Annotated in this window: 19 protein-coding genes; 8 read left to right on the top strand and 11 right to left on the bottom strand. The window is 50.7% G+C overall.

Annotated features, from left to right (window positions below; genetic code table 11):
• Positions 1–143: 143 nt before the first annotated feature.
• Positions 144–497, bottom strand: coding sequence for a MerR family transcriptional regulator (locus IV54_RS06275; RefSeq protein WP_057878540.1), 354 nt, complete (start codon positions 495–497; stop codon positions 144–146).
• 18 nt (positions 498–515) lie between these two features.
• The gene (locus IV54_RS06270; RefSeq protein ID WP_057878539.1) at positions 516–893 is read right to left on the bottom strand and encodes a DUF2255 family protein; all 378 of its coding nucleotides are present in this window, start codon (positions 891–893) and stop codon (positions 516–518) included.
• A 118-nt stretch (positions 894–1,011) separates the two neighbouring features.
• Here IV54_RS06270 and IV54_RS06265 point away from each other — a divergent pair, with 118 nt between their 5' ends.
• Entirely contained in the window at positions 1,012–1,893 is an 882-nt protein-coding gene (locus IV54_RS06265; RefSeq protein WP_057878538.1) for a LysR family transcriptional regulator, read from the top strand.
• A gap of 79 nt (positions 1,894–1,972) precedes the next feature.
• On the opposite strand, the gene IV54_RS06260 is transcribed toward IV54_RS06265, so the two are convergent.
• From IV54_RS06260 to IV54_RS06245, 4 genes are all read right to left on the bottom strand, one after another.
• Positions 1,973–2,401 (bottom strand): cyclophilin-like fold protein, encoded by a 429-nt coding sequence (locus tag IV54_RS06260; RefSeq protein WP_057878537.1) that lies wholly within the window; start codon positions 2,399–2,401, stop codon positions 1,973–1,975.
• A complete protein-coding gene (locus tag IV54_RS06255) occupies positions 2,391–2,978 on the bottom strand; it encodes a DapH/DapD/GlmU-related protein (protein WP_057878536.1) in 588 nt (195 codons plus the stop codon). The genes IV54_RS06260 and IV54_RS06255 overlap by 11 nt, the downstream gene beginning before the upstream one ends.
• A 424-nt stretch (positions 2,979–3,402) precedes the next feature.
• Positions 3,403–4,248 carry an aldo/keto reductase family protein gene (locus IV54_RS06250; RefSeq protein ID WP_057878535.1) on the bottom strand — a complete coding sequence of 282 codons (846 nt, stop codon included), beginning with the start codon at positions 4,246–4,248 and terminating at the stop codon, positions 3,403–3,405.
• Between the two features lie 73 nt (positions 4,249–4,321).
• Positions 4,322–5,968, bottom strand: a complete 1,647-nt coding sequence (locus tag IV54_RS06245) for an FAD-dependent oxidoreductase (RefSeq protein WP_057878534.1) — start codon at positions 5,966–5,968, stop codon at positions 4,322–4,324.
• 425 nt (positions 5,969–6,393) lie between these two features.
• Here IV54_RS06245 and IV54_RS06240 point away from each other — a divergent pair, with 425 nt between their 5' ends.
• A complete protein-coding gene (locus IV54_RS06240) occupies positions 6,394–7,095 on the top strand; it encodes an ABC transporter ATP-binding protein (RefSeq protein ID WP_057878533.1) in 702 nt (233 codons plus the stop codon).
• A gap of 8 nt (positions 7,096–7,103) precedes the next feature.
• A complete protein-coding gene (locus IV54_RS06235; RefSeq protein WP_157054370.1) occupies positions 7,104–9,680 on the top strand; it encodes an ABC transporter permease in 2,577 nt (858 codons plus the stop codon).
• A 429-nt stretch (positions 9,681–10,109) separates the two neighbouring features.
• Here IV54_RS06235 and IV54_RS06230 read toward each other — a convergent pair whose 3' ends face one another.
• Positions 10,110–11,378, bottom strand: coding sequence for a D-alanyl-D-alanine carboxypeptidase family protein (locus tag IV54_RS06230; protein ID WP_057878531.1), 1,269 nt, complete (start codon positions 11,376–11,378; stop codon positions 10,110–10,112).
• A gap of 215 nt (positions 11,379–11,593) precedes the next feature.
• On the opposite strand from IV54_RS06230, the gene IV54_RS06225 reads away from it, so the two are divergent.
• From IV54_RS06225 to IV54_RS06210, 4 genes are all read left to right on the top strand, one after another.
• On the top strand, positions 11,594–12,034 hold the full coding sequence (locus tag IV54_RS06225) for a CopY/TcrY family copper transport repressor (protein ID WP_057878530.1): 441 nt from the start codon (positions 11,594–11,596) through the stop codon (positions 12,032–12,034).
• Positions 12,035–12,077: 43 nt separating this feature from the next.
• A complete protein-coding gene (locus tag IV54_RS06220; RefSeq protein WP_420806174.1) occupies positions 12,078–14,189 on the top strand; it encodes a heavy metal translocating P-type ATPase in 2,112 nt (703 codons plus the stop codon).
• A 409-nt stretch (positions 14,190–14,598) separates the two neighbouring features.
• The gene (locus IV54_RS06215; protein WP_057878529.1) at positions 14,599–15,783 is read left to right on the top strand and encodes a hypothetical protein; all 1,185 of its coding nucleotides are present in this window, start codon (positions 14,599–14,601) and stop codon (positions 15,781–15,783) included.
• A gap of 171 nt (positions 15,784–15,954) precedes the next feature.
• Positions 15,955–17,169 (top strand): hypothetical protein, encoded by a 1,215-nt coding sequence (locus tag IV54_RS06210; RefSeq protein ID WP_057878528.1) that lies wholly within the window; start codon positions 15,955–15,957, stop codon positions 17,167–17,169.
• Between the two features lie 67 nt (positions 17,170–17,236).
• Here IV54_RS06210 and IV54_RS06205 read toward each other — a convergent pair whose 3' ends face one another.
• Positions 17,237–18,178: a DMT family transporter gene (locus IV54_RS06205; protein ID WP_420806173.1), complete on the bottom strand. Its 942-nt coding sequence runs from the start codon at positions 18,176–18,178 to the stop codon at positions 17,237–17,239.
• Positions 18,179–18,385: 207 nt separating this feature from the next.
• Here IV54_RS06205 and IV54_RS06200 point away from each other — a divergent pair, with 207 nt between their 5' ends.
• On the top strand, positions 18,386–19,408 hold the full coding sequence (locus IV54_RS06200; RefSeq protein ID WP_057878527.1) for a hypothetical protein: 1,023 nt from the start codon (positions 18,386–18,388) through the stop codon (positions 19,406–19,408).
• 91 nt (positions 19,409–19,499) lie between these two features.
• Here IV54_RS06200 and IV54_RS06195 read toward each other — a convergent pair whose 3' ends face one another.
• From IV54_RS06195 to IV54_RS06180, 3 genes are all read right to left on the bottom strand, one after another.
• Positions 19,500–20,573, bottom strand: a complete 1,074-nt coding sequence (locus tag IV54_RS06195) for a helveticin J family class III bacteriocin (RefSeq protein ID WP_057878526.1) — start codon at positions 20,571–20,573, stop codon at positions 19,500–19,502.
• Positions 20,574–20,932: 359 nt separating this feature from the next.
• Complete coding sequence (locus IV54_RS06190; RefSeq protein ID WP_057878525.1) at positions 20,933–21,931, bottom strand: GW dipeptide domain-containing protein; 999 nt, start codon at positions 21,929–21,931, stop codon at positions 20,933–20,935.
• Positions 21,932–22,283: 352 nt separating this feature from the next.
• Positions 22,284–23,291, bottom strand: coding sequence for a GW dipeptide domain-containing protein (locus tag IV54_RS06180; protein ID WP_057878523.1), 1,008 nt, complete (start codon positions 23,289–23,291; stop codon positions 22,284–22,286).
• Positions 23,292–23,304 lie beyond the last annotated feature (13 nt).

The raw sequence follows: 23,304 nt of genomic DNA, 5'->3' as shown, positions 1-23,304 counted from the left end.
GAATAAAGAACTGGTCTAGTAGAGCAGGTGTTGCACTTCAATTTTAAATCGAGGAACGAAATTAACCCCAATTTTTTCGCATTAATTTTTAGCAATCGTTTCTATCCGCTTAATCAATCACCCTATCCATAAAAAGCCCCCGCCTAACAAGCAGCACTGGCCTGTAACGTCTGGACTGGCAGGTCGGTAATCTTCGTTTCGAGCCGTTCCAGAGATTCCCGTAAGTGGTCAATTTGGTCACGTAGCTCTGCGGCCTGATCCGTTAAAATCTCGCGTTGTTCTTCGCTTGATTCGGCCGCTTGGAACTGCTTAATTTCTTCAATCGTGACACCACAGTCCCGTAGATCCAAGATTCCCTTGATTTGGGCCAGATCAGCGGCGCTATAGTCGCGCATCCCACTGATCCGGGTAATCGGCGCCATAATCCCAATCTGTTCATAATAGCGGAGTGTCCATGCACTGGTTCTTAACTGCTTAGCGGCTTCATTGATTTTCATGGGAATCCCTCTCACTTTCTAGGCTGGCAAAATTTCTACGGTAGCCGACTGCGGCCCCGCTTGTAACATCGGTTGGACGTAGGCACTGTCCTGATATTTCTGACGATAGGCGTTATCAATCCGGGTGGTCAATTCGGCCTCACTGATGACGGGACGAAACCCCACCTGAAAGGTCCGACCGGTCAAGTAGATGCGTCCCGCCCGCTGGTCAATCGCCGAGTGATACCACGACGAACGCTGACCATTCCAGGCCCGAACGTACAGGTGCTCACCCACAACCACGGACCAAATCCAAGTTGGCGTCCCATAGGTCTGGCCATCGCTATAAAATGGCGAGATCCGCAGGTCATCGGCCGTGGCGAAGGCTTGTAGCCGTTCTGTCGTCCATTTTTTCATCTACCCTCGTTCCCTTCTGTGCTTATCTTCAAGGTCTATCTTATAAGTTGACTTTTGATATGTCGAATGCTTAGATCAAATTAAGCGCTATACAAATTAGTTATAGGAGATGGTGACGATGGAATTACGCGTCTTACGTTACTTTTTGATGGTTGTTCAGGAAAAGAATATCAGTCAGGCTTCGGAACGGCTCCACGTCTCGCAACCCACCGTTTCACGGCAACTCAAAGAGTTAGAGGCCGAGCTTGGCACGGTCCTTTTCGAGCGGGGTAATCGCAGCATTCAGCTAACGGCCGATGGTGAATACTTTGCCAATCAGGCCAAGCAAATCCTGTCCTTGACCGACAAGACGCTGGCCAATATCCATCAGGAACAGGACGTTCGGGGGGCCGTCTACGTTGGCAGTGCCGAGGCGCGAAGCATGTTGACCGTGGCGCAGGCCATCGGCCACCTGAATCAGCGACATCCACACGTCCAAATTAACCTTGTCAGCACCGACGCCAGTGATATCCACCAACAACTCGGCTCCGGCGTCTTTGATTTCGGCGTCGTCATGGAACCCACGGACAAGAGCGACTATGACTTCTTGCGGTTACCTGGCGAGAGTCGCTGGGGTCTTCTGGTCCAGAATCGCTCGCCGCTGGCCCAACAAGCCACGGTAAGTCTCGACGACATCGCCCATGCCACGCTCATCTTGCCGCAACAAGGCGGTAGTCAGCGCATCCACGCTCTCTTTGGACTGGACACGGCCGACCTGCACGTCGCGGCCACCTACAACTTGCTGTACAACGCCTCTCTCCTGGTCTCGGCCGGGGTTGGGAGCGCATTAGGCCTCGACGGAATCATCAACACAAATCAATCCGACCTCACCTTTGTTCCCCTGGAACCACGGACCTCATCTGGATCTAGTCTCGTCTGGTTAAAGGGTCAGCGTCTGTCTACCGCCGCCCAGGCGTTACTGGCGCAGATTCGATCCGAGTTGACGCCCGTCGAGAATTAAGCCGAACTAGTCGGCGGTGATTCTAACGGTGAACGGTCGATGTTGCTGGCGAATCAGCTTTTCCGCTTGGCGCCGTTGGTCAAAATGACCCAACACGTGAATTCCTCGATAAGTCGCCACATCCCCCCCAGTAGAAGGCCAGTCGGGGTTGGGGGGACCAATAGGCAATATCGCCAGGATGCGGATCGGCCCCGTTTGGCGTGTGCTTCACCCGCAGTGCCTGCTTCAAGTCGCTCGTCTTTTCAGGATCGCCGGCACCCATCCCGTTAAACCGAAAGGTGGCCGGTAACTGGCGGCGCAACTGTTTCGCCGGTTGGCTCCGGTTCAGGTGCGCCTTCAACCGGTGACCGGCAATGGTGACTTGAATCGCGGTGCTTGTTGAATGCCGATGGCTCGTCTTCGTCGACGACGCCGCAGAACTGGCCCTAACCGGCCTAACTGTTGGTTGTGACGCACAGCCGGATAACCCAACTAGACTGAGACCAAGCAAGAGCCACTTAATTTCCATCTGGTGTACTTCCTTTCACGCGGCGTAAGATCTGAGCGGGCGATCCCACGACAACCATATTGGCTGGGACGTCCTTGGTCACAATGGCCCCGGCTCCGACGATGGCATTTTCACCCACCGTGACTCCAGGGAGAATCAGGGCCTTAGCACCGACCCAAGCATTCTTTTCAATGTGAATCGACTTGGCATAGACGTCACGCCGATGGGCGGGATCTTCGACATGATTGACCGTGATCAACATGGCGCCCGGACCAATCAGGGCCCCATCTGCCAAATAAATGCCGCCCAAATCCACAAACATCACGCCTTGATTGACGTAGACATTTTTACCGAAAAAGAGATGTGGGCCAAAGTCGCTGTGTACCGGGGCATTCACCTCGGTTGACTCAGGGATGCGGTACCCCACGACACGACTCAGCGTGGCGCGTCGTTCGGCATTGGTCTGATCGATATGGTTAAATTTTTTCAGCAGCTCTTGTGTCTTTTGAACGGTCTGATTGACCAGTTGAAAGTCTGCCCCGGTAAAGTCCAAGGGTTTGCCGGATAAGGCCCGTTGAAAAATTGCGGGTTCTGTCATGTTGATGACCTCCTTTGGTTATCAATGCCAGTATAGGAAGTCTGATTGAATATAGCCAATACTTAAATCAAATCATCGTGTATAACTTTTAAGCATAGTTTATTTAAAAATTAACACAAAAAAGCCAAACCGAGACGGGGGAGTGTCGGTTTGGCTTTTTCGCTGTGGTCTGTCTGATAGTTCTGGTCAGATTGACTGTTGTCTGTTTTCTTGTGATTCTTATTTCTTGAATAGTTAGACTTGTTTAATGTGTTGGAACCGGATCGGCTTCCGCCGCTTGATCCTTGGGGGGGCGGCTTCCGAAACGTGCAAAAATAGCCAGGTCCCTGCGCTTAACCCCGTATCCGTAATGACCCAAGTTCGGGGTCATCACGGATACGACGTTAATGCTCAGGACCTAAACGGCTATTTTTGCACTCTGGCCTTAATCTCCAACTGGATGCCAGCCGTTGGCATCACTTAAGCGGTTCAAGAACGCCATGTCCTTGTCGTTGATTTCGAAGTCGAGCTTGGCGTTGGCTTCGACGTGGGCCATTGCCCGGGCCTTTGGTAGTGGGGCAACGCCGTTTTGGATGACGAAACGCAAAGCTAATTGGGGAATCGACACGTTGTAGTTGCCAGCAACGCGTTCGAGTTCTGGGCTATCGACCAAACCACCGGTTGCCAGTGGAGAGTAAGCCTGAACCAGAATCTGGTTGGCCTTGGCCGTCTTTACAATTGTGTCTTGCGTGTGCCCCACGTAGTATTGAATTTGGTCAACGGCGGGCTTAACCGTCAGACCGGCCCACGTTAACAGGTTTTCAAGATCATGGGAATTGAAGTTAGATACCCCAATGGCCTTGGCACGGCCTCTCTTGTAGATATCTTGCATGGCCCGCCAAACGTCACGGTTCTCGGCGTCATGGTTACTGCCCATTTGGGCCCATGGCCATGGTGCGTGGATGATGTAAGAATCCACATAGTCCAGGTTCAAGGCAGCTAAACTGCTTTCGAAATCAGCCATTGCGGCATCGTAACTCTTCGATTCGGCAGGTAACTTCGTTTGCACGAAGATGTCCTCACGTGCCACATCACTGTCGGCGATAGCCTCGCCCACGCTCTGTTCGTTCTGGTAAGCCTTGGCGGTATCGATGAAACGGTAACCGGCCGTTAAGGCGTTGGTCACGGCATCGTAAGTCTCCTTACCGGGCCGCGTTTGCCAGGTTCCAAAGCCAACCTTGGGCATTTTTAAATCATTATTTAAGGTAAATTCATCTGTAATTGTCGGCATTGCGTCTCCTCCATTTCAGTTTATGGTCCCCATCTTAGCCCCTTAGGGCCACTCGAAGGCAAGGACTTTTTGGCTAAAATTTGACCAAATCTTGAGGACGCACTGCCCGATACAGATTGAAGGCCCCGTCTAAATTAACCACGTCAAACCCGTGTTGCCGCAAGATCCGCTCGGCCATGTAGCTTCGTTGTCCACTGAAACAACTAACCACGTAGGCCTGCTTGGGGTCCAGTTCGTCCAACCGATCCCGCAATTCATTGAGCGGAATCGTCACGGAGTTTGGAAAGACGCCCTCACTGAGCTCCGCCGTATTCCGAACATCCAGCACCCGTTTGCCGGCCTGAAGTGCCGCCGGCAGCTCGGACCACTGAATCGAGTGACTGAGGCCATCCATCACGTTTTGCGCCGCATAGCCCAGCATGTTCACGGGATCCTTGGCCGATCCAAATGGGGGCGCATACGTCAATTCCAATTCGGGAAGATCAGCCACCGTGAGGCCACCCTTGATAGCGGTCGCCAAGACGTCTAGGCGTTTATCGACCCCCGCCTTGCCAACCCCCTGAGCGCCATAGATCGCACCGGAGTCGGTATTGAAAATGAGTTTCAGGAGTAAGGGGGTGCCGCCGGGGAAATACCCGGCATGACTGGTGCCACGCACGTGAACCACGCTGACCGCCAGTCCTTTTTCTTTGGCTTGTTGCTCGCTAAATCCGGTCGCGGCCGCCGTGAGGTCAAAGGTCCGCACGATGGCGGTTCCCAGACTCCCCCGGTTCGGTCGGTCGAGGCCAGCTAAATTATCGGCCACCTGCCGCCCCTGACGATTAGCCGGCGAGGCCAACGGAATCAGCGTTGGCGTGCCATCCAGCACCTGGTTAACGACAATCGCATCCCCCACCGCATAGATGGCAGGGTCACTGGTTTGGTAGTGATGGTCAACGACGAGTCCGCCCCGCAGCCCCAGTTTCAAACCAGCTCCCTTGGCTAAGTGGGTATCCGGACGAACCCCGACAGCCAACAAGGTCAGCCCCGTGGAAATCTTCGTGCCATCAGTTAAGACTGCCGTCTGCCCCCGATCCTGAAAGGCCGCCACGGCTTGGCCAGTCACGACCCGGACGCCATGCTGACGGAGTTCATTTTCAACAAACACCGCCATCTCGGTATCCAATGCCGGAAGAACATGTTCGGCTTGTTCCACCACGGTCACGGCAACCCCACGCTTGGTCAGGGCTTCGGCCACCTCTAGGCCAATAAAGCCGCCACCAACGACTAACGCTGGTTGATCAGCCTTCAGCCCTGCCATGAGACCATCGAGATCGGGAATATTCCGTAAGACGTGGACGTTTTCGGCAATATCTAAGCCCGTAATCGGCGGCACCACAGGCGTCGCTCCCGGTGACAAGATCAGCCGGTCATAATGTTCTCGACTCTCTTGCCCGTCATGACGAACGACCACCGCGTGATCCGCCGGTAAAATCTGCGTCACTTCGTGGTTCGGCCGCACATCGAGATTGAACCGTTGCCGGAGCTTGTCCGCCGTCTGCACGATGAGATCACTGCGATCGGCAATCTCACCCGAGAGATAGTAAGGCAACCCGCAGTTCGCAAACGACACATAAGGACCCTTTTCCAAGACGACAATCTCGGCGTCTTCGTCCAACCGCCGCAACCGCGTCGCCGCGGACATCCCGCCAGCCACACCACCAACAATGACAACTTTCATTTGAACAACCTCTTTCTATTTGGAATGGCAATAACCGATTAACTTCAAAGCTTACACATTCAGGAATGCAACATCAGCATTAGGGTATACCCTAATAAAATTAAGCTTAACGCCAGCCGGAGGCAACCGGGCAGAACCCCCGTGTCGGTGGTCTTAGTCGAGGGTTTGTCTCGACTTAGAGCACGGCCAACTTTGAAACTCGTGGTTTTCGAGGTTCAAGGTTGCCCTGAAGACCGCCTTTCAGGCTTCAGGTCTGCCCCTCTGTCTGGTTGCCGCAGGCGACCTTTTTGACTCTAATCAAACACTATCTCAAGTATACCCTAATGTAACCGTTTCCCGTTGCGTAAACCGGCGTTTCCGCCTACAATTGGACTAGCGATTCAGGACCGGAAAAACCAGTCCCATCAGACCAGGAGGCACAACGCATGTCCTACATAGAAGTTAAAAATGAAACGCGTAAATTTATCCAAGGCGACCAAGAAACGATCGCCAATCATGACATCTCCTTCGCCGTCGAACAAGGCGAAATTGTCACGATTCTCGGACCCAGTGGTGCCGGCAAATCGACCCTGCTCAATATCTTAGGCGGGATGGACAGCCCCACCAGTGGTCAGGTCCTCATTGATGGCAAAGACATTGCCCAACTGAATGCCAAGCAACTCACGACCTACCGGCGCCAGGACGTCGGCTTCGTTTTTCAATTTTACAATCTGGTTCCCAATCTGACCGCCAGAGAAAACGTCGAGCTGGCTTCCCAAATCACCGCGGATGCCCACGACGTCGGGGAAACTTTGCGGCTGGTGGGTCTCGCCGACCGGGCCGGAAACTTTCCCGCCCAACTCTCCGGTGGAGAACAGCAGCGGGTCGCCATTGCTCGGGCCATCGCCAAGAATCCCAAACTTCTGTTATGTGACGAACCCACAGGGGCCTTGGATTATCAAACGGGGAAACAGGTGCTCCAAGTTATTCAGGACGGCGCTCGGCAGACCAACATGACGGTTATCATCGTCACCCACAACAGCGCCATTGCTGAGATGGGCGATCAGGTCATCCACATCAATGATGCCCGCGTTCAGTCGGTCCACCACAACGATCACCCGACCCCCGTTGCCGAGATTGAATGGTAGGTGGCAAAATGACAAAAGCTTATTTCAAAGCCATTCTTCGGGAGATCGGCCGATCCAAGGCCCGCTTTCTCTCGATCATGTTGATTATCTTTCTCGGCGTCGCCTTCTACACTGGTATCCGCGCAACTGGACCCGACATGCTCCAAGCCGCCGATGACTACTACGCGCGCCAAAAGCTCGCCACCAACAGTGTCCAATCCACGGCCGGCCTCACGAAAAATGACCTGGCCGTGTTGCATCGGCACCGCAACGCCTTAACCTATCAGGCAGTTAAATACCTAGACATTAACCAACTGAACAATAACCGCGCCGTTCGGGTCGCTGAGATCCCCGCTAAACAACGGCTTAACCGCCTCACCATGGTCAGTGGCCACCTACCGCGTAAGGCCAACGAAATTGTCTTGGACCAACAGGCGCGGGTCCTTCAACCGCGTCTCAAGCTCGGCGACACTTACCGGATCGCCACGACAACTAAGCTCAACCGGCAGTTCAAGCGGCGGACCTTTAAGATTGTGGGCTTCGTGACCTCACCTCGCTATATTGAAAAGGCCACGCGTGGCGTCACCAACGTCGGCAAAGGGACCCTGGACTATTTCGCCCTAGTGAAACCGGGGACCCTGACGCAGACCGTTGCCAGTCGCATCGACATCCAATTCAAAAATTTGGCAACCGTCACGCCATACTCGGCCACCTACAAACGTCTGGACAAGGCCAACACCGCTAAACTCAAGCGCTGGCTCAAGCCGTTGGCGGCCAAACGTCAGACGCAACTTCAACAACAGGCCCGAGCAAAGCTGGCACCGCAAGCCGCCAAGGTCGATCAGCTGGCGCAGCAATTACCAGCCAATTCTCCTATCCTGACGGCGGCTCAAGCCAAGATCACCCAAGCCAAAGCTCAAATTGCGGCCATCGACCGGCCAACCTACCTCTATAGCGGGCGCGCCGCCAATCCCGGCTACAGTGAATATCACGAAAATACGCAACGCGTCGTGGCCCTCTCTACGGTCTTTCCCCTCTTCTTTATCGCAATTGCTGCGCTGATCTGTCTGACGACGATGACGCGAATGGTCGCGGAACTTCGGGTTCAAATGGGCACACTAAAGGCGCTGGGTTACAGTAATTCCGCCATCGGGAGCGAATTTCTCCTCTACGGGGGCCTCGCGAGTCTCCTGGGAACCCTTCTAGGTGTAGGTTTTGGGGTTAATTTCTTTCCCCGCTTCATTGCCCAAGCTTACGGCAGTATGTACAATCTTCCCGCCATCAACGTGCAGTATCTCTGGGGCGACATTGGCATTGCCCTCATCATCGCGCTGGCCTGTACCATGGGGAGTGCCGCCATCGTTCTGCGCGTCGATCTCAACAGTCTCCCCGCCGTTCTGATGCAACCGAAGGCCCCCAAGGCCGGCAAGACCCTGTGGCTGGAACATTGGCACGGGTTCTGGCGTCGACTGAGTTTTAACCACAAGGTCACCCTACGAAATCTCTTCCGTTATAAACAACGCCTACTGATGACGGTTCTGGGAATTGCCGGCTGCATGGCCATGATGATCACCGGATTCGGTCTCAAGGATTCCATCGGGGACATCAGCCTCAAGCAATTCGACCAGCTCTGGCACTATGACGCGGTCGTGGTCCGCAGTGGGTCGCAGACCGCCGCGCAACGTCGCGCCCTGCATCGACAATCCCTCTACCGCCATGACCTCGTATTAAAACAGTCTCAAGTGACGGTCGAAAAGGATGGGATTGCCAACCAAACAGCCACCCTCAGCGTGCCGCAACAGCCTTCAAAGTTGAAACAATTCGTTGTCCTACGTAACCGGCAAACACATCAGGCCTACCACCTCAACAACCACGGTGCCATCATTGATGAGAAATTGGCCAAGCTCTATCACGTCAAGGTTGGCGACAATTTACCAGTCAAACTGGGCAATCGTGCCTTAAAGCAAGTTAAGGTCGCCGCCATTGCCGAAAACTACGTCAATCATTTCATCTACTTGTCACCAACCGCTTATCGCCAGGTCTTTGGCCACGCCGCCATCTACAATGGCAACCTGGTCCAATTCACCCAGCACGGGGAACGGGCCCAGAACCAATTTGCCAGCGACCTCCTAAAGACCAAGGGCATGCTCAACGTCACGCTCCTCAGCACCGAGAAGAAGACCAACTTTCAGATGCTCGACACCATGGATCTGGTCGTCATTATCTTCGTCGTGGCCGCGGGGGCTTTGGCACTGGTTGTGCTCTACAATCTCACCAATATCAACGTTTCCGAGCGTATTCGAGAGCTCTCTACAATCAAGGTGCTCGGTTTCTATGACCACGAAGTCACGATGTACATCTTCCGAGAAAACCTGATTTTAACGGTCCTCGGTATCCTGGTCGGGTGCTTCATGGGTGACTGGCTTCACAGCTATATTCTCAACACGGCCGAGACCGACAGTCTAATGTTCTCGCCGGGAATTCATCCTCTGAGTTACATTTATTCGGCGTTATTGACGCTAGCCTTTAGTCTGCTGGTGATGTGGCTTATGCACCGGAAGCTCAAACGGATTAACATGCTCGATGCTTTGCAGTCGGTGGACTAGTTGTTTAAAGTAAAGCTTAGAAGGCCGCCTGCGGCTGCCAGGGATTACGCCTGCTGTGGGGACGCTTCAGCCTGGGGACCAGGCTTCTCGCTCGATTTGAAGCCTCGCCAAAGTCGCGAGTCTTCAAAGTCGCCGCATATAATTTGTAATTAATCAATTCAATTTTGCTTTTGGGTCTGGGACAAAAGTTCCAGACTCTTTTGTGCTCTGCACATCTATAGTCGAAACATGAAACAAAAAACAGTCAACTCCGCTTAACCCCGATAGACAAATAATTTAGAATCAGGATTATTCGCCTATCGACGTTAATACTCATTAACTAACCCCCTTCTTGTAATTTGTATTCGACATGGTCGCAACTAGCCAAAAAAAGTCCCGGAGTCTTTACCCTCCGGGACTTTCGATTACACTAAATGTTGTGCACGGTTGTTATTTGGTTGTCGCACGTTGCATTGGGGTGACCAATGCTTGGATTAACTGATCCGCCTGGTGTTTGGCAGCGAAGACGGCGCGTTCTGCAAAGACTGTCGCCGCTTGCTGGGCCTTGTAGGTCACTAGCTGTTTGGCACCGGTCTGCGTGTCCGTTACTGTGGCTTGGGCCACCGGATCACCGGCTCCCACCATACCTCTACTGAGCTGGATCGGTGTGAGCTTGGTTTCGACCTTCGTCGTCAAAGCCGCGGTCTTATCTTGGTACCAGACGCCAGCTTGTGAGGCGGTTGGTTGCGCCGTCACTTTGGTGGCTAAGCCATTGGACAGGGAGATCGTTTGGTTGGACAGCGGTGTCGTCTCCAATTGATAGCTCGCCTTCAGTTGTTTAATGAGCTTGTTCATCGCGGAGAACGTGGTGTCCCCACCCAGAATTGTGGCGACCATCCGTTGGCCATCGACCGTATAGGTGGCGGTGAAACACAACTTGGCATTTTCCGTGAAACCAGTCTTCAAGCCATCGATCTGACTTTCCTTCTTATACTGGCTTTTCCCTGGCAGACAGCTGTTTTCGTTAAAGATCTTGGTGCCGTTGACACTAGCCTGGGTCTGGCTGGAAATCTCAGTGATGGCTGGATCGGCCTTCAACAGTTGCTGGGCCACGATCGAAATGGCCTTGGCTGACACCAGGTTCTCTTCCGATTTACCGGTATCTGGTAACACAAGGTTGTAGTCCTTCAAATCAGTATTGTCTAGTCCCGAGGAACTAATGAAGTGGGCCTCTAGCCCCCAATCTTCACTCTGTTGGTTCATCTGCGCGACAAACTTGGCGTTGCTCCCGGCAACGTATTCCCCCAAGGCGGTCGCTGCACTGTTTGACGAGGCAATCATCGCGGCCGCCACGAGTTGGCGCACTGTGAATTGCTCACCGTTCTTCATTCGTAATGATGAATAGGCAAAGCTGTGGCTCAACTTGATGAGGTTACTAGCCATCGGGACCTGATCGTCCCAGCCAATCTTACCGTCGTTAATGGCCTGGACGGTGAGATACACCGTTAGTAACTTTGATAGCGAAGCAATCGGGTAACGCTTATCCGCATTCTGTTGATAGAGCACTTGGCCACTCGTTGCATCCATTACGTAAGCCGCTCTGGCCGGGACTTTACTGACTTTTGTCGTCGCCGCTTTGACTGGCAGACCTGGCGCTAAGATCAGCGCAATCAGTCCGCTAATCACACCCAATCGCAACCATCGTTTCAACCCACTCACCAGCACATTCGCTCCTTTCGTAACGCAAACTTTTTATCCATTATACAAATTGTACCAAGGGATGGGGGGCTTCGTGGGAATCTTGCCCAAATTTTAAAGACTTATTATTCGATTTGTAATCTGCCCGACATCTTTTTCTTGACACCTTTCGTTTACAGTTGTAAACTCAATTTATCGATTGAGGATTACATTTGTAAACAAAGGAGAGAACGAGAATGCCAACCACTGAATTAACAGCTACCATCACCGACGCTGAATGGCGTGTGATGCGTATCGTCTGGACACTGGGTCAGGCCGACAGCCACACCATTATTGACCTATTGGTTCGCCAGCACGACTGGAAACCCGCCACGATTAAGACCCTGATTGGCCGCCTAGTCAAGAAGGGCGCGTTGGGAACGACCAAGGATGGCCGACAGTACATCTATCATCCCCTGATTGCCGAACAGGCCGCCATGGATACGGCCCTAACCACCGAGCTCAGCCAGATGTGTGCGATGTGCCGCGGCAAGGCTTTCGTCCATGCGATTGACGAGACGGAGCTTAGCCAAGAAGACATCCAAGCCTTGATTAGCCACTTACAAAAGAAGTTAACGACGGCACCTACCGCAGTCTCCTGCGATTGCTTGCCCGCCGATTACGAAGGGAGCTGTTAGTATGAACGAATCAGAACAACACTTGGGCATGGACCACATGAATATGGACCACGATATGAAAGGCATGGACCACAGCCAGATGGACCATATGGACATGAACAGCCAGGACATGGAACACCACGACATGAGTAACATGGACATGAGCCACATGGATATGGACATGGGTGACGGTCACATGATGCACATGGGAAACTTGAAACGGAAGTTCTGGGTCTCCCTTATCCTGACTATTCCGGTCATTCTGATGTCCCCAATGATGGGCGTCACGCTTCCCTTCCAACTCGTTTTCCCTGGCAGTGACTGGATCGTCGCTGTCCTCGGCACCATCCTCTTCTTCTATGGCGGGATGCCCTTCTTCAGTGGGGCTAAGGCCGAACTTCAAATGAAGCGGCCCGCCATGATGACGTTGATCGCCATGGGGATCGGGGTAGCCTACGTTTACAGTATCTACGCCGTCATCGCTAACAACCTCTTCCACGTCACCCCGATGGTTAACAATTTCTTCTGGGAACTCTCAACCTTGATTGTTATCATGCTGTTGGGGCACTGGATTGAAATGAACACGGTCATGAGTGCCGGATCGGCCGTTGAAGCACTGGGCAAACTCTTGCCACAAGAAGCCCACGTACTCGACGAAAATGGGAAGACCACTGATGTTCAACTCAGCGATCTGCAAGTTGGTCAGCTGGTCGCCGTGCGCGCTGGGGAACAAATCCCAGCCGACGCTAAGATTATTTCAGGTGAATCCGACGTCAACGAGTCCCTCGTTACTGGGGAATCTAAGGCCGTCAAGAAGGCCGTGGGCGATGCCGTTATCGGGGGGTCCGTCAACGGAACGGGAACCTTCACCGCTAAGGTCACAGGAACTGGCGAGACCGGTTACTTGGCCCAGGTCATGAAGCTCATCAGTGACGCTAAGCACTCGAAGTCCAAGTCAGAAAACCTCGCCGACAAGGTTGCCGGTTGGTTGTTCTACGCCGCCCTCTTCGTGGGAATTCTGGCCTTCATCGTCTGGGTCACCGTGGCGAACCTCGCCGTGGCCTTACCAGTAGCCGTCGCGGTCTTCGTTATCGCATGTCCTCACGCCTTAGGTTTAGCCGTTCCTCTGGTAGTTTCACGGAGTACCGCCATCGCCGCTCAAAATGGGTTGTTGATCCGGAACCGTAACGCTATGGAACAAGTTAACCAAATCAAGTACGCTTTGATGGACAAGACTGGCACGCTGACGATGGGTGAATTCAAAGTTAACCACCTGGTTAGTCTCAGTGATAACCTCAGCGACAACGACGTCTTGGCCTTAATGGCAGGACTGGAAAATGGATCAAGTCACCCCTTAGCTACCGGGATTTTAACCGCTGCTAAAACGCAGAACGTAACGTTCACTGGTGCCTCTGACACCCACCAAGAAACTGGGATGGGTCAATTTGGAACTATCGCTGGTACCACATATGGCGTCGTTGCCGTTAACTACCTGGAACAACATCAGTTAGCATACGACCACGACCAATTCACAGAATTTGCTGCGGAAGGCAACTCGATCAGTTACCTCGTTGCCGGTGAGCAAGTGCTCGGTCTCGTCGCCCAGGGTGACCAGATCAAGCCTGCCGCAAAGCAATTGATTGCCTCGCTGAAGCACCAAGGCATCACCCCAGTGATGTTGACCGGGGATAACCAAGAAACGGCCAACAAGGTCGCTTCAAACATCGGGATCGATGATGTTCAGGCCCGTCTGTTGCCCGAAGACAAGGAACGTTTGGTTAAGGAATACCAGCAAAAAGGCAAGGTCCTCTTCATTGGGGATGGCGTTAACGATGCTCCTAGCTTGACCCGTGCTGACATTGGGATTGCCATTGGCTCTGGGACCGATGTCGCCATTGAATCCGCCGACATCATCCTCGTTTCCAGCGACCCTGCCGATGTCATTCAGTTCTTAGACTTAGCTCGGGCAACGCGGCGTAAGATGACCGAAAACCTCTGGTGGGGTGCCGGTTACAACTTAATCGCCATTCCACTGGCCGCCGGGGTCTTAGCACCGGTTGGCTTCATGTTGGACCCAATGGTTGGTGCGGTTATCATGTCCTTGAGTACCATTATCGTGGCGATTAACGCCATGACACTACGGATTAAGACTGTTAAGGATGTTGCTCAGGACTAGCATTTGCTTAAAGATGTAGAAGGCCGCCTGCTGTGGGGACGTTTCAGCCTGGGGACCAGGCTTCTCGCTCGATTTGAAGCCCCGCCAAAAACGCGGGTCTTCAAAGTCGCCCGTGATGTAAGGCCGAGAAAATCACTCGGTCTAACATCACCACCACGGCCGGCTCCATCCCTGACCTCCTCCGGCTCACACTGACGGTCAATGCTAGTCAGTAGTCGTTGTGTGAACACTATCCGCAACCCAATTAAAATCAAATTCAAGAGACACAACCATCGCTGAAACTCGACATGGTTGTGTCTCTTTTTTCTTTGCTACTAGTCCTACACAGAATCAACTTGTCTACCGTCATGCAAAGGCTTACAATTTAATTAGGAGTCCACTATATTCGGGGATTAGAGGAGGCTATTTTATGTCAAAACTAGGAATCAAAGTAGTTGCCGCGCTAGCGCTATTCGTTGGTGGCGGTATGTTCACCACGACCACCGCTCAGGCATCTGCCTACAAGATCACGTCAACTGAGAATATCACACCAACACCGTACTACTTAACGAGCTATACCAAGACACGGTATGCCTGGGATAAGACCCACACAAAGAAAATGACGGTGTTGAATAACATTTTCCCAGATGTATCTGTCTATGTCATTCAAAAAGTCACGCTCAACCATAACGGCAAAGATGTCGACTACTTCCACATTAGAAGTCCATATGGCGGAGAGATCGGCTACGTCACAACACAGGGCTTCAAAAAAGGCTTCAACCCAAAGGGCGATGAGGATTTACCCTATATTGCCCCAAGTCCAGCTCGAAAGCCGTACCGTCGGATGATTAATCCAACTACCAAAAAAGAGTTTGCCAAAGCTGCTAAGCAGATCGGCGAATTTCATTTCTACAAAATCACAAAAAGAATGACCTTCAATATCCGCTTCACTGCCTACACAGGGAATGGATCCATTAAGCTTCCAATAACCATTCCTGCTGGAACCATTGTCCAAGGGGGTACCGACAGTGGCCGCTTATACCCTAATGAGAACTTGTTGAACCAGAAGATTCTCAGTTCAGGTTACCGCGAAGGCTTATGGCCAGACCTCACTGCCTACACTCCGTCAACAAAGAAGTTTAAGCGGGTTAAACGTCCAGACTACTTTCCTAAGAACAAAAGCGAAGGTGACTTCTATTCTGGTGGTATGACTGCCATGCAATACAGGGGCTCACTTCTCTCCAAGCAGTCGGTTCAAATCACCACTGATGGGTATGTTGAAGTCCGTCAAAACAATCCTAAGGACGATGCAATTGTCTACAGCTCTAAGCCAGCAACCTCCGTTAAAATCAAACGGACGCGGATTAAGGGCCACACCCGCTACCTTTACTTAGCCAAAAAACTGAAGGGCTTCAAGACCACAAAGGTCCGGTACAAGGGCAAGCATCAATATCGACTAGCATTGGTTAACCTCCAGGACACTTATGAAACCCCACCGTATGAGATGGAAGCCGATGGCGAGAGCTACATAGTACCATCAGATTATTATGGCGTCATGCATCTTGGAGGAAAGACTTTCTATACCCCTTATGGACAAGTTCCTTATGGTGATTAATTTATATTATTAAATTTCGTCAATCTTGGCACAACCGTAGCTGAAATTCAATACGGTTGTGCCTTTTGATTCACTTTTAGTAAACATCAGACTAAGCTTGTTCCCCATCATGCAAAGGCTTACAATTTAATTAGGAGTCCACTATATTCGGGGATTAGAGGAGGCTATTTTATGTTAAAACTAGGCGTCAAAGTAGTTGCCGCGCTGGCGCTATTCGTTGGTGGTGGCATGCTCACCACGACTACCGCTCAGGCATCTGCCTACAAGATCACATCAAGTGAAGATATCACACCAACACCTTATTACTTAACAAGATATACCAAGCCACGGTATGCGTGGGATAAGACCCACACAAAGAAGATGATGGTATTAAATTTTCTTTACCCATACGACGATGAATACGTCGTTCAAAAGGTAACGATGCGTCATAACGGGAAAGAAACCGCATATTTCCATCTTAAAACATACTACGGCGGTGACCTTGGCTACGTGACTACGGAAGGATTTAAACAAGGATATAACCCTCAGGGAGATGAACAAATTCCCTTCGACGATAGCCGCGCTAATCGACCAGCATCAGAACCCCATCGTCAGATGATTAATCCAACCACTAAAAAGGAATTTGCCAAAGCTGCTAAGCAGATCGGTGGCTATGATTTCTATAAAACCACAAAGAAAATGACTTTCAACGTTCCCTTCACCGCTTATACAGGGTTTGGTGATGTTAAAATTCCAATAACCATCCCTGCTGGAACCCTTATTCAAGGGGAAGCCAATGCCGGTGGTCCTGCCTTCTTCTTGAGTGCCGGACTGTTGAGTCAAAAGATTCTCAATCCAGGTTACCGCGAAGGCTTGTGGCTACCAGAAGGTGGACTCAGCATCTACAATCGCAAAAAGATGAAAAACTTTAAGCGTGTTAAACGCCCCGCTTACTTTCCTAAGAACGGGAGCACCGGCGACTTCTATTCTGGTGGCATGACTGCCATGCAATACAGGGGCTCGCTTCTCTCCAAGCAGTCGGTTCAAATTACCACTGATGGGTACGTTGAAGTCCGTCAAAACAATCCTAAGGATGACGCGATTGTCTACAGCTCTAAGCCAGCAACCTCCGTTAAAATCAAACGGACGCGGATTAAAGGCCACACCCGCTACCTTTACTTAGCCAAAAAGCTGAAGGGCTTCAAGACCACAAAAGTTCGTTACAAAGGCAAACATCAATACCGATTAGCATTGGTTAACCTTCAAGATACTTATGAGACGCCACCTTACGACTCAGAGTACGATGACATGCCTTACACGGTGCCATCAAGTTATTTCGGTATCATGCATCTTGGGGGTAAAAAGTTCTATACCCCTTATGGCTCGATTCCTTACGATCTACCATAAGTAAATTAAAGAGTCGTAGTGTCAGCTGAATTGTCAGCTAGCGCTACGACTCTTTTTAATTTAAATTTTAATCTGTCCGCCAACGACGGAAAAGATTGAGAATTTTCTGCGCGTTGATGGAAAGAATCATGACCGCAATGATAATCAAGGCTCCCCCCACCAAATCGAAACCGGTGAGTTGGACATTCAGGAAAATTACGGAGAACACTGTAGCCGACAAGGGCTCGAAGGCATCTAGCAGACTGGCCGTTGTTGGGAGAATATATCCCAGAGCGTGTGCAAACATCAAGAATGGGAAGATTGTCCCAAACAGCACGATAAAAGCAATCAGCCCCGCTTCTTGCCACGTCAGCGTCACTGGAACCAACCACAGGGGACCAAATACATTCAGGCAAATACCGGCCAAAAACAGACCCCAACCGGTCACGTTAATTGCTCCAAATTTCGGCAATAATGGCCGGGGCAATAGGGTATTTGTCGCAACCCCAACCGCTGACAACCCACCCCAGAAAAGGACGACGGGTGAGATAGCCAGGCTATTTAAGTGCCCATGGGTCACAATTAGAAACGTTCCCACAAAGGCAATCACCATGCCAACGCCCTCGGCGCGGGATGGCTTGGTGTGTTTGAATAAAAAGTAATAAATGCTAATAATAAAGGGTCCAAGGAACTGAATGATCGTGGCGATCGGCGCACTTCCGTATTTAACGGCTTCAAAGTAGCACCATTGAACCGGCACCAATCCCAGCAGACCGTAGCTGATGACGCGCAGGCTGGTCGACCGTTGTTTGAAAATCTCAAACGGGTGCGTTCCAATAATGAGGCCCATAACCAGGAGGATTAACCCGGCACTAATCATTCGAACCTGAGTCAACCACAGCGGGGTCACATGGGCATTTAAGATAAACAGGGTACTCGCGGCAACCCCGGAGACGCCCCATAACATGCAGGCCACACTAGCCAATAGAACGCCACGTAGATGATGTTGTTGAGTTACCACGTCTGCCACCGCCCAACTTCCATTCCGATCATAATCATTTTCATATTCCTCTCGTTTTCAAAGTTCACAATGCGAGATCCATTATAACAAATCTCACGGGGAAACCCACGGGCTCCCGGCAAATCTTCATGAGAATATAATTTACATGCCTACCATAACGTCGATCGCTGGTTAGCGTTATACTTAGTGTATCGGAAGCTATAGGGGGTAACCGCATTGTTTAAATTGAGCGCCAAGAGAATCAGTTTATTACTATTATTAGGAATCATCGCTGGAAGTATAACTGTTACCAACGCATCGGCCATGGATAAATACAAGCGACGAACTCTTACTCGCCTGGAAACGCGAGATAAGAAAGTCACGGCCACCAGTAAGCTGGTCGATCAGACCTTTGACAAAGTTGGTATTCAAAATCTCAATGCTCTCATTCAAAACAGTGCTAACCCCGATGACCCTGTCATTCTGCCAGTCGGAGATACCCAGGTCCACACGCTCTCCCGCGCGACAACCGTCTATGATGGAAAAAAGAAGGTGGTTCTGCCTAGGGGATCTATCGTACGCGGCAGGAAATTTCCTTCCAGAAACCAATTCAGCTTTATTGTCGAAAGCCTGACAAAGCGTAATCAAAAGAAGGTTTTCCATGCTATTGGAACAAAAACGTCCCGATTACTCTTTACCCTCGACACTAAGAATAAAACAAAAACACCTTTGTACACCAAAAACACGGCATTTGCCCATCAAGGGACAAATAATCTACCCGACTTGCACGAAAAGAACTTACAGTCTTACTTCGATGGCGATCGCCGAGGAAATCCATTTCTCACTATTACAGCTGATAATTACTTAAATTACTACACCAACTACCTCACAAATTCTAATAAGACTGACTTCAGTAAATTTTCAAAGTCAGTTAAGATTAAAAAGTTCACGCGTTCAAGAACGGTCTACACTTACTACCTGGCGAAACCTATCAAGACATTCGGAACAAAGAGGGTTCGCGTTGGTCATAAAACACTGTACCGTCTAAAAGTTTCACTGGGTCATGTCTTTAGATGTTACGACAACTATAATCTCGATCCCGGTAGCTATCGGATTACAGTTAACGTTGGTAGTAAGAAATTCTACGTTCAATTAGGTTACTTAGCAGATGTCTATGCTGAAACCCTGTCGAATAATGTTACCGACATTCCCGCTGATCCAGTTGCCGGACAAGCTTACGTACAAAGTTTACAAAAATGATCAAAAAATTTTTAAAATAAAACAAGTCAGACCCACTTTGGTCTGGCTTGTTTATTTCTTTCACTAGAATTATTTACTGGTTGTCATCAACTTAAACGAGTGTCTTGTCGAAGTGATAGAGTCGATTTTTCTCGGTCGCTGTATCCGAACCATGGTAGGCGACCCCCAGGTAAAGATCATCCCCAACAACTTGTAAACCCTCAACTTCAACGCCAATATCTGAAGCAGGCGTACCACCTTGTGCCACATAATATTTGTGCCACATGTTGTTTGTAATTGATGTTGGGTCCCCAACACCGACGGCATTAACACCAACCTTGAACCTCCAAATTCCTTTGGCTCCGCCTTTATTTGCCTGCGAGATTGGGTCCCCGATTGCCGTTTCACAGGCCACGTAGACTGAGCCCCCATTAGTCAATGCCACCCCTTGCAGAGAACATCCAGACACTGTATCGCCCTTAATATCTCGAACTTTAAATAAAGCTTTCTTCGCTGAGCTTGAGAAGTTACTGATCTCAGTTGGCGTTGCCCCAGACAGTGACATCTCCTTTGTTGCGGTCTGTGCTGCCTGATTCAACAATCCATCAATATCTGACAATCCCATCAGGCTTTCAGTGGCCTCATTGAATACCCAAATTACAATATTCTGGTCATCGGCAGAAACCGCAAATTCCAACCGATTTGGTGTTCCAATATTCTTTGATCCAATGTGGTTAACAGTCCCAAGCCGAGCTAAATCACTGTACGCAATTGTCGAATTAGTTTCCACTAACTCCGTTGGAACGCGAACTAACTGTGTCCCATAGCGGTCAACAGCATCCCCGATCTTATCCGCAATCAGTAGATAAGTTTGACCGTTCTTGTGATAAATATCTAGGGAACCAGAGTGACCTGGATCAAAAGAATTATTCTTATTATCAACACCATGGTCAATACGAAGATAAGAAAGTGGCGTGATATGGTTCTTCGTAACATCAGTGTTGCTTACATCATAAGCATACTTTGTAATAATCTGCCATTCTCCTTTACGTGGCCCGAAAGTTCCGTAACCAATCCCGGGATTTTGCTTATCGATAATAAAGTTTTGCATGGCATTATGTGGCGTCATGACAGGAATCTCAGTGGAGACCCCAAAATCAGATAATAAATGTGGTGTAATAGACATACTTATCAATTCCTCTACAGTTTATTTTTGCCATCAGCGCCGATAACAGAGATAAGTATATCTAGTTTTAAACCGTAGTGCGTGTGTCGTGCCTTTTAAATCAATTTAAATCCAAATTAAAAAGGCCTCCGATAACCCGGAAGCCCCACAAACCCAGCTACGAATACGATCACAGCAACAATTGATGGTAGTCGCCCGACATATCCGTTTAATAAACTGCTGAGTATGAGTGTCAGGAGGCCAAGCCCCCCCTAACTCTGACACCTATTTTACTCTATGACCGAATAACCGATCGTGTGCTATCACCCGGTTTGCTTGGCGAATAAATTAAAGGCCAACATAACTTCAGGGCTAATTGATCATGCATAAGCTACGGTTGACATGGCCGTAGAAACCTTGCCGGCTGCAGTAACAGTGATCGCATAGTCATCAACCTCACCATCCCTCCACACAAGTCGTCTGAAGGTTACCTTGCTTTGTGGCGTAGTAAATTCCTTGACCTGGGTCTTGGTGCCATCCCCTAGTCGATGGATCTTCTTAACCGCCAGACCATCCTTGAAATCAATCGTGGTGGTCTCACTCCCCTCATCCACGATAACCACGCGTTGGACCATACCATCCCGTTTGGCCACGCCAACTCTAAGATTGCGCTTCCGATTGACTACCTTGATCTTGGTCGTCGTGTCCGGCAAATCACGGGCTAACTCACGCTTCAGCGGGTCGGAATAAGTTCCCCGGTACACCGCATCTGCTGGCAACCAGCCGATCTCCTGTCCCTTAGCCGTCTTAAAATTCAAGTAGCGGTGATGGGTCACCGTCGTCAGTGTTTGAAATGCATAGATTGTCTGGTAGGCAAAATTTCTCGCGTATTCAACAGCGCTCGTATTCCCCACGGTTCCTGCTGGCATATCCCAAAAATCTTGATCTTGGTTTGGTAGCCAGTAAGCCGTCTTCTTCATGGTCGTATATGATTGAATTTTCTTATGCGACCGCAGCTTGCTGAGCGGAACGTAGCCACTATTCAGGTTGCTCCATACCACACCGCGAATCACCGATCCATGTTGTAGCGGTATCTGATCACTTTGTCTGATCTTACCGTAGCGCTTGCCCTTAATCCGCACTACTTTGGTTATCGTCCAAGTCCGCTTGGTACTCTTGTTTTTCCCAAGATACTTGCTATGTGGGTGACTGGCCCGAGGATAGCTGTAGACCTTGGTATTCTTGGCCTTGAAGGTCATAATCCGATCTACCGGATATGGCGCTAACTTGATGCGCTTGGCGGCCTGAGCCGTGGTCGCGCCACCCCCTCCGATAACGAATCCCATCGCCACAATCAATCCTAACTTTATTCCCCGCATCTCTGACGCGTCCTCTCCTGGATGGTCCTCGATTTAAATCTTGATGGGGACTATCGATTCATTGTATTAATTATAATTTTATTATACTACAATCCGGGTAATTGCGTTCAATCACTCGAGTCTGAGGGGTGGCGATTATGAGGTGGCAACACTCCTTTGAAAATGTGTAGATCAAAAGGGAGGCCTTGCCGATTGGCATGCCTCCCTGGGTTGCTTTGAATTTTATGTGGTCGAAACGTGTGAAAAAGGGCAGCCGGTTCCGCTTAAGACTGATAAGCAATAAATCCAAGACCCGGATTTTTTGCTTATCACCCTTAATGCTCACCGGCTAACCGCCCTTTTTCACACTCTTCTATGCCATCCACCCACCGACGTCAACGAAGCTTACCTTTCCGGCCGGCGTCACCGTAACCTGATAGACAATCCCTTGAATATCAAAGTTAGCACGGGCCTTAAAGGTCAGATTTGTATCATCAGTTGGGGTCAACGTGGCGACCTCTTTCACCGCACCAGTGGCGGTTCGGGTTGTCCGCGTCGTCACGCGACCAGCCTTGAAATCATAGATGATCGTCTGGCTGTTCTGCTTTAACAGAACGACACGTTGGACAACACCGTCCTTGACGGCAACGCCCACCTTAACGTGACCCTTCTTATCAATGGTCGTGGTGGTCGTGGTCGTTCCTGTCAGATCGCGCGTTAATTCACGGTTGATCAGGTCGGGATAAGTGCCCTTGTTGAGGGCCGTTGCTGGTAACCAGCCAGCTGTCTTACCTGCCGCCGTTTCCAGGTACAGGTACTGCTTCTTGCTGGTCGTGGTCAACGACTGAATCGCATACAACGTCTGGTAACCATAGGTGCTCCCGTAGTGCAAAGCAACCGTGGTTCCCAGCGTATTGGCTGGCATGTTCCAGAAGTCATGCGTCGCGGTTGGCGCCCAGTAGGCCGTCTTCTGAAGAGACTTGAGTTGACTGATCTTTTCGTGTGCCTTCAGCTTGTTCAGGGCGACGTAGCTCCCAACTAATTTGGTCGAGGCTGGCTTCGCGCCAATCACGATCGTCCCATGAGACAAAGGTTTGGCACTCACCAGGGCTAAACGCACGTAGCGCTTCCCCTTGACCGTCACGACCTTGGTGGCCGTCCACCGTTTCGTCGTACTCTTGGCCTTACCTAAGGCGTGTTGGCCCTGAGCCGCGGCCTTGGACGTCCGGTAAACCGGGGTGTCCTTGGTCTTAAACGTTAAGATTCGTTGCACGGGATACGCGGGTAGCTTGACCCGACTAGCGGCCTGAGCTACCGTGACACTGGTTCCCACGGTCAGCCCCAGGACAGCGGCTACCGTTAACTTTAACCATCTCTGCATAGTCTCCTCCTCC

The organism is Levilactobacillus paucivorans, assembly GCF_001437125.1.
Taxonomy (GTDB): domain Bacteria; phylum Bacillota; class Bacilli; order Lactobacillales; family Lactobacillaceae; genus Levilactobacillus; species Levilactobacillus paucivorans.
This window is presented reverse-complemented; position numbering and strand designations above follow the sequence as displayed.

Excerpts from the sequence above, each read along its gene's own strand:
- IV54_RS06275 (WP_057878540.1), bottom strand. The coding sequence starts at position 497 with ATGAAAATCAATGAAGCCGCTAAGCAGTTAAGAACCAGTGCATGGACA.
- IV54_RS06270 (WP_057878539.1), bottom strand. The coding sequence starts at position 893 with ATGAAAAAATGGACGACAGAACGGCTACAAGCCTTCGCCACGGCCGAT.
- IV54_RS06265 (WP_057878538.1), top strand. The coding sequence starts at position 1,012 with ATGGAATTACGCGTCTTACGTTACTTTTTGATGGTTGTTCAGGAAAAG.
- IV54_RS06260 (WP_057878537.1), bottom strand. The coding sequence starts at position 2,401 with ATGGAAATTAAGTGGCTCTTGCTTGGTCTCAGTCTAGTTGGGTTATCC.
- IV54_RS06255 (WP_057878536.1), bottom strand. The coding sequence starts at position 2,978 with ATGACAGAACCCGCAATTTTTCAACGGGCCTTATCCGGCAAACCCTTG.
- IV54_RS06250 (WP_057878535.1), bottom strand. The coding sequence starts at position 4,248 with ATGCCGACAATTACAGATGAATTTACCTTAAATAATGATTTAAAAATG.
- IV54_RS06245 (WP_057878534.1), bottom strand. The coding sequence starts at position 5,968 with ATGAAAGTTGTCATTGTTGGTGGTGTGGCTGGCGGGATGTCCGCGGCG.
- IV54_RS06240 (WP_057878533.1), top strand. The coding sequence starts at position 6,394 with ATGTCCTACATAGAAGTTAAAAATGAAACGCGTAAATTTATCCAAGGC.
- IV54_RS06235 (WP_157054370.1), top strand. The coding sequence starts at position 7,104 with ATGACAAAAGCTTATTTCAAAGCCATTCTTCGGGAGATCGGCCGATCC.
- IV54_RS06225 (WP_057878530.1), top strand. The coding sequence starts at position 11,594 with ATGCCAACCACTGAATTAACAGCTACCATCACCGACGCTGAATGGCGT.
- IV54_RS06220 (WP_420806174.1), top strand. The coding sequence starts at position 12,078 with ATGGACCACGATATGAAAGGCATGGACCACAGCCAGATGGACCATATG.
- IV54_RS06215 (WP_057878529.1), top strand. The coding sequence starts at position 14,599 with ATGTCAAAACTAGGAATCAAAGTAGTTGCCGCGCTAGCGCTATTCGTT.
- IV54_RS06210 (WP_057878528.1), top strand. The coding sequence starts at position 15,955 with ATGTTAAAACTAGGCGTCAAAGTAGTTGCCGCGCTGGCGCTATTCGTT.
- IV54_RS06195 (WP_057878526.1), bottom strand. The coding sequence starts at position 20,573 with ATGTCTATTACACCACATTTATTATCTGATTTTGGGGTCTCCACTGAG.
- IV54_RS06190 (WP_057878525.1), bottom strand. The coding sequence starts at position 21,931 with ATGCGGGGAATAAAGTTAGGATTGATTGTGGCGATGGGATTCGTTATC.
- IV54_RS06180 (WP_057878523.1), bottom strand. The coding sequence starts at position 23,291 with ATGCAGAGATGGTTAAAGTTAACGGTAGCCGCTGTCCTGGGGCTGACC.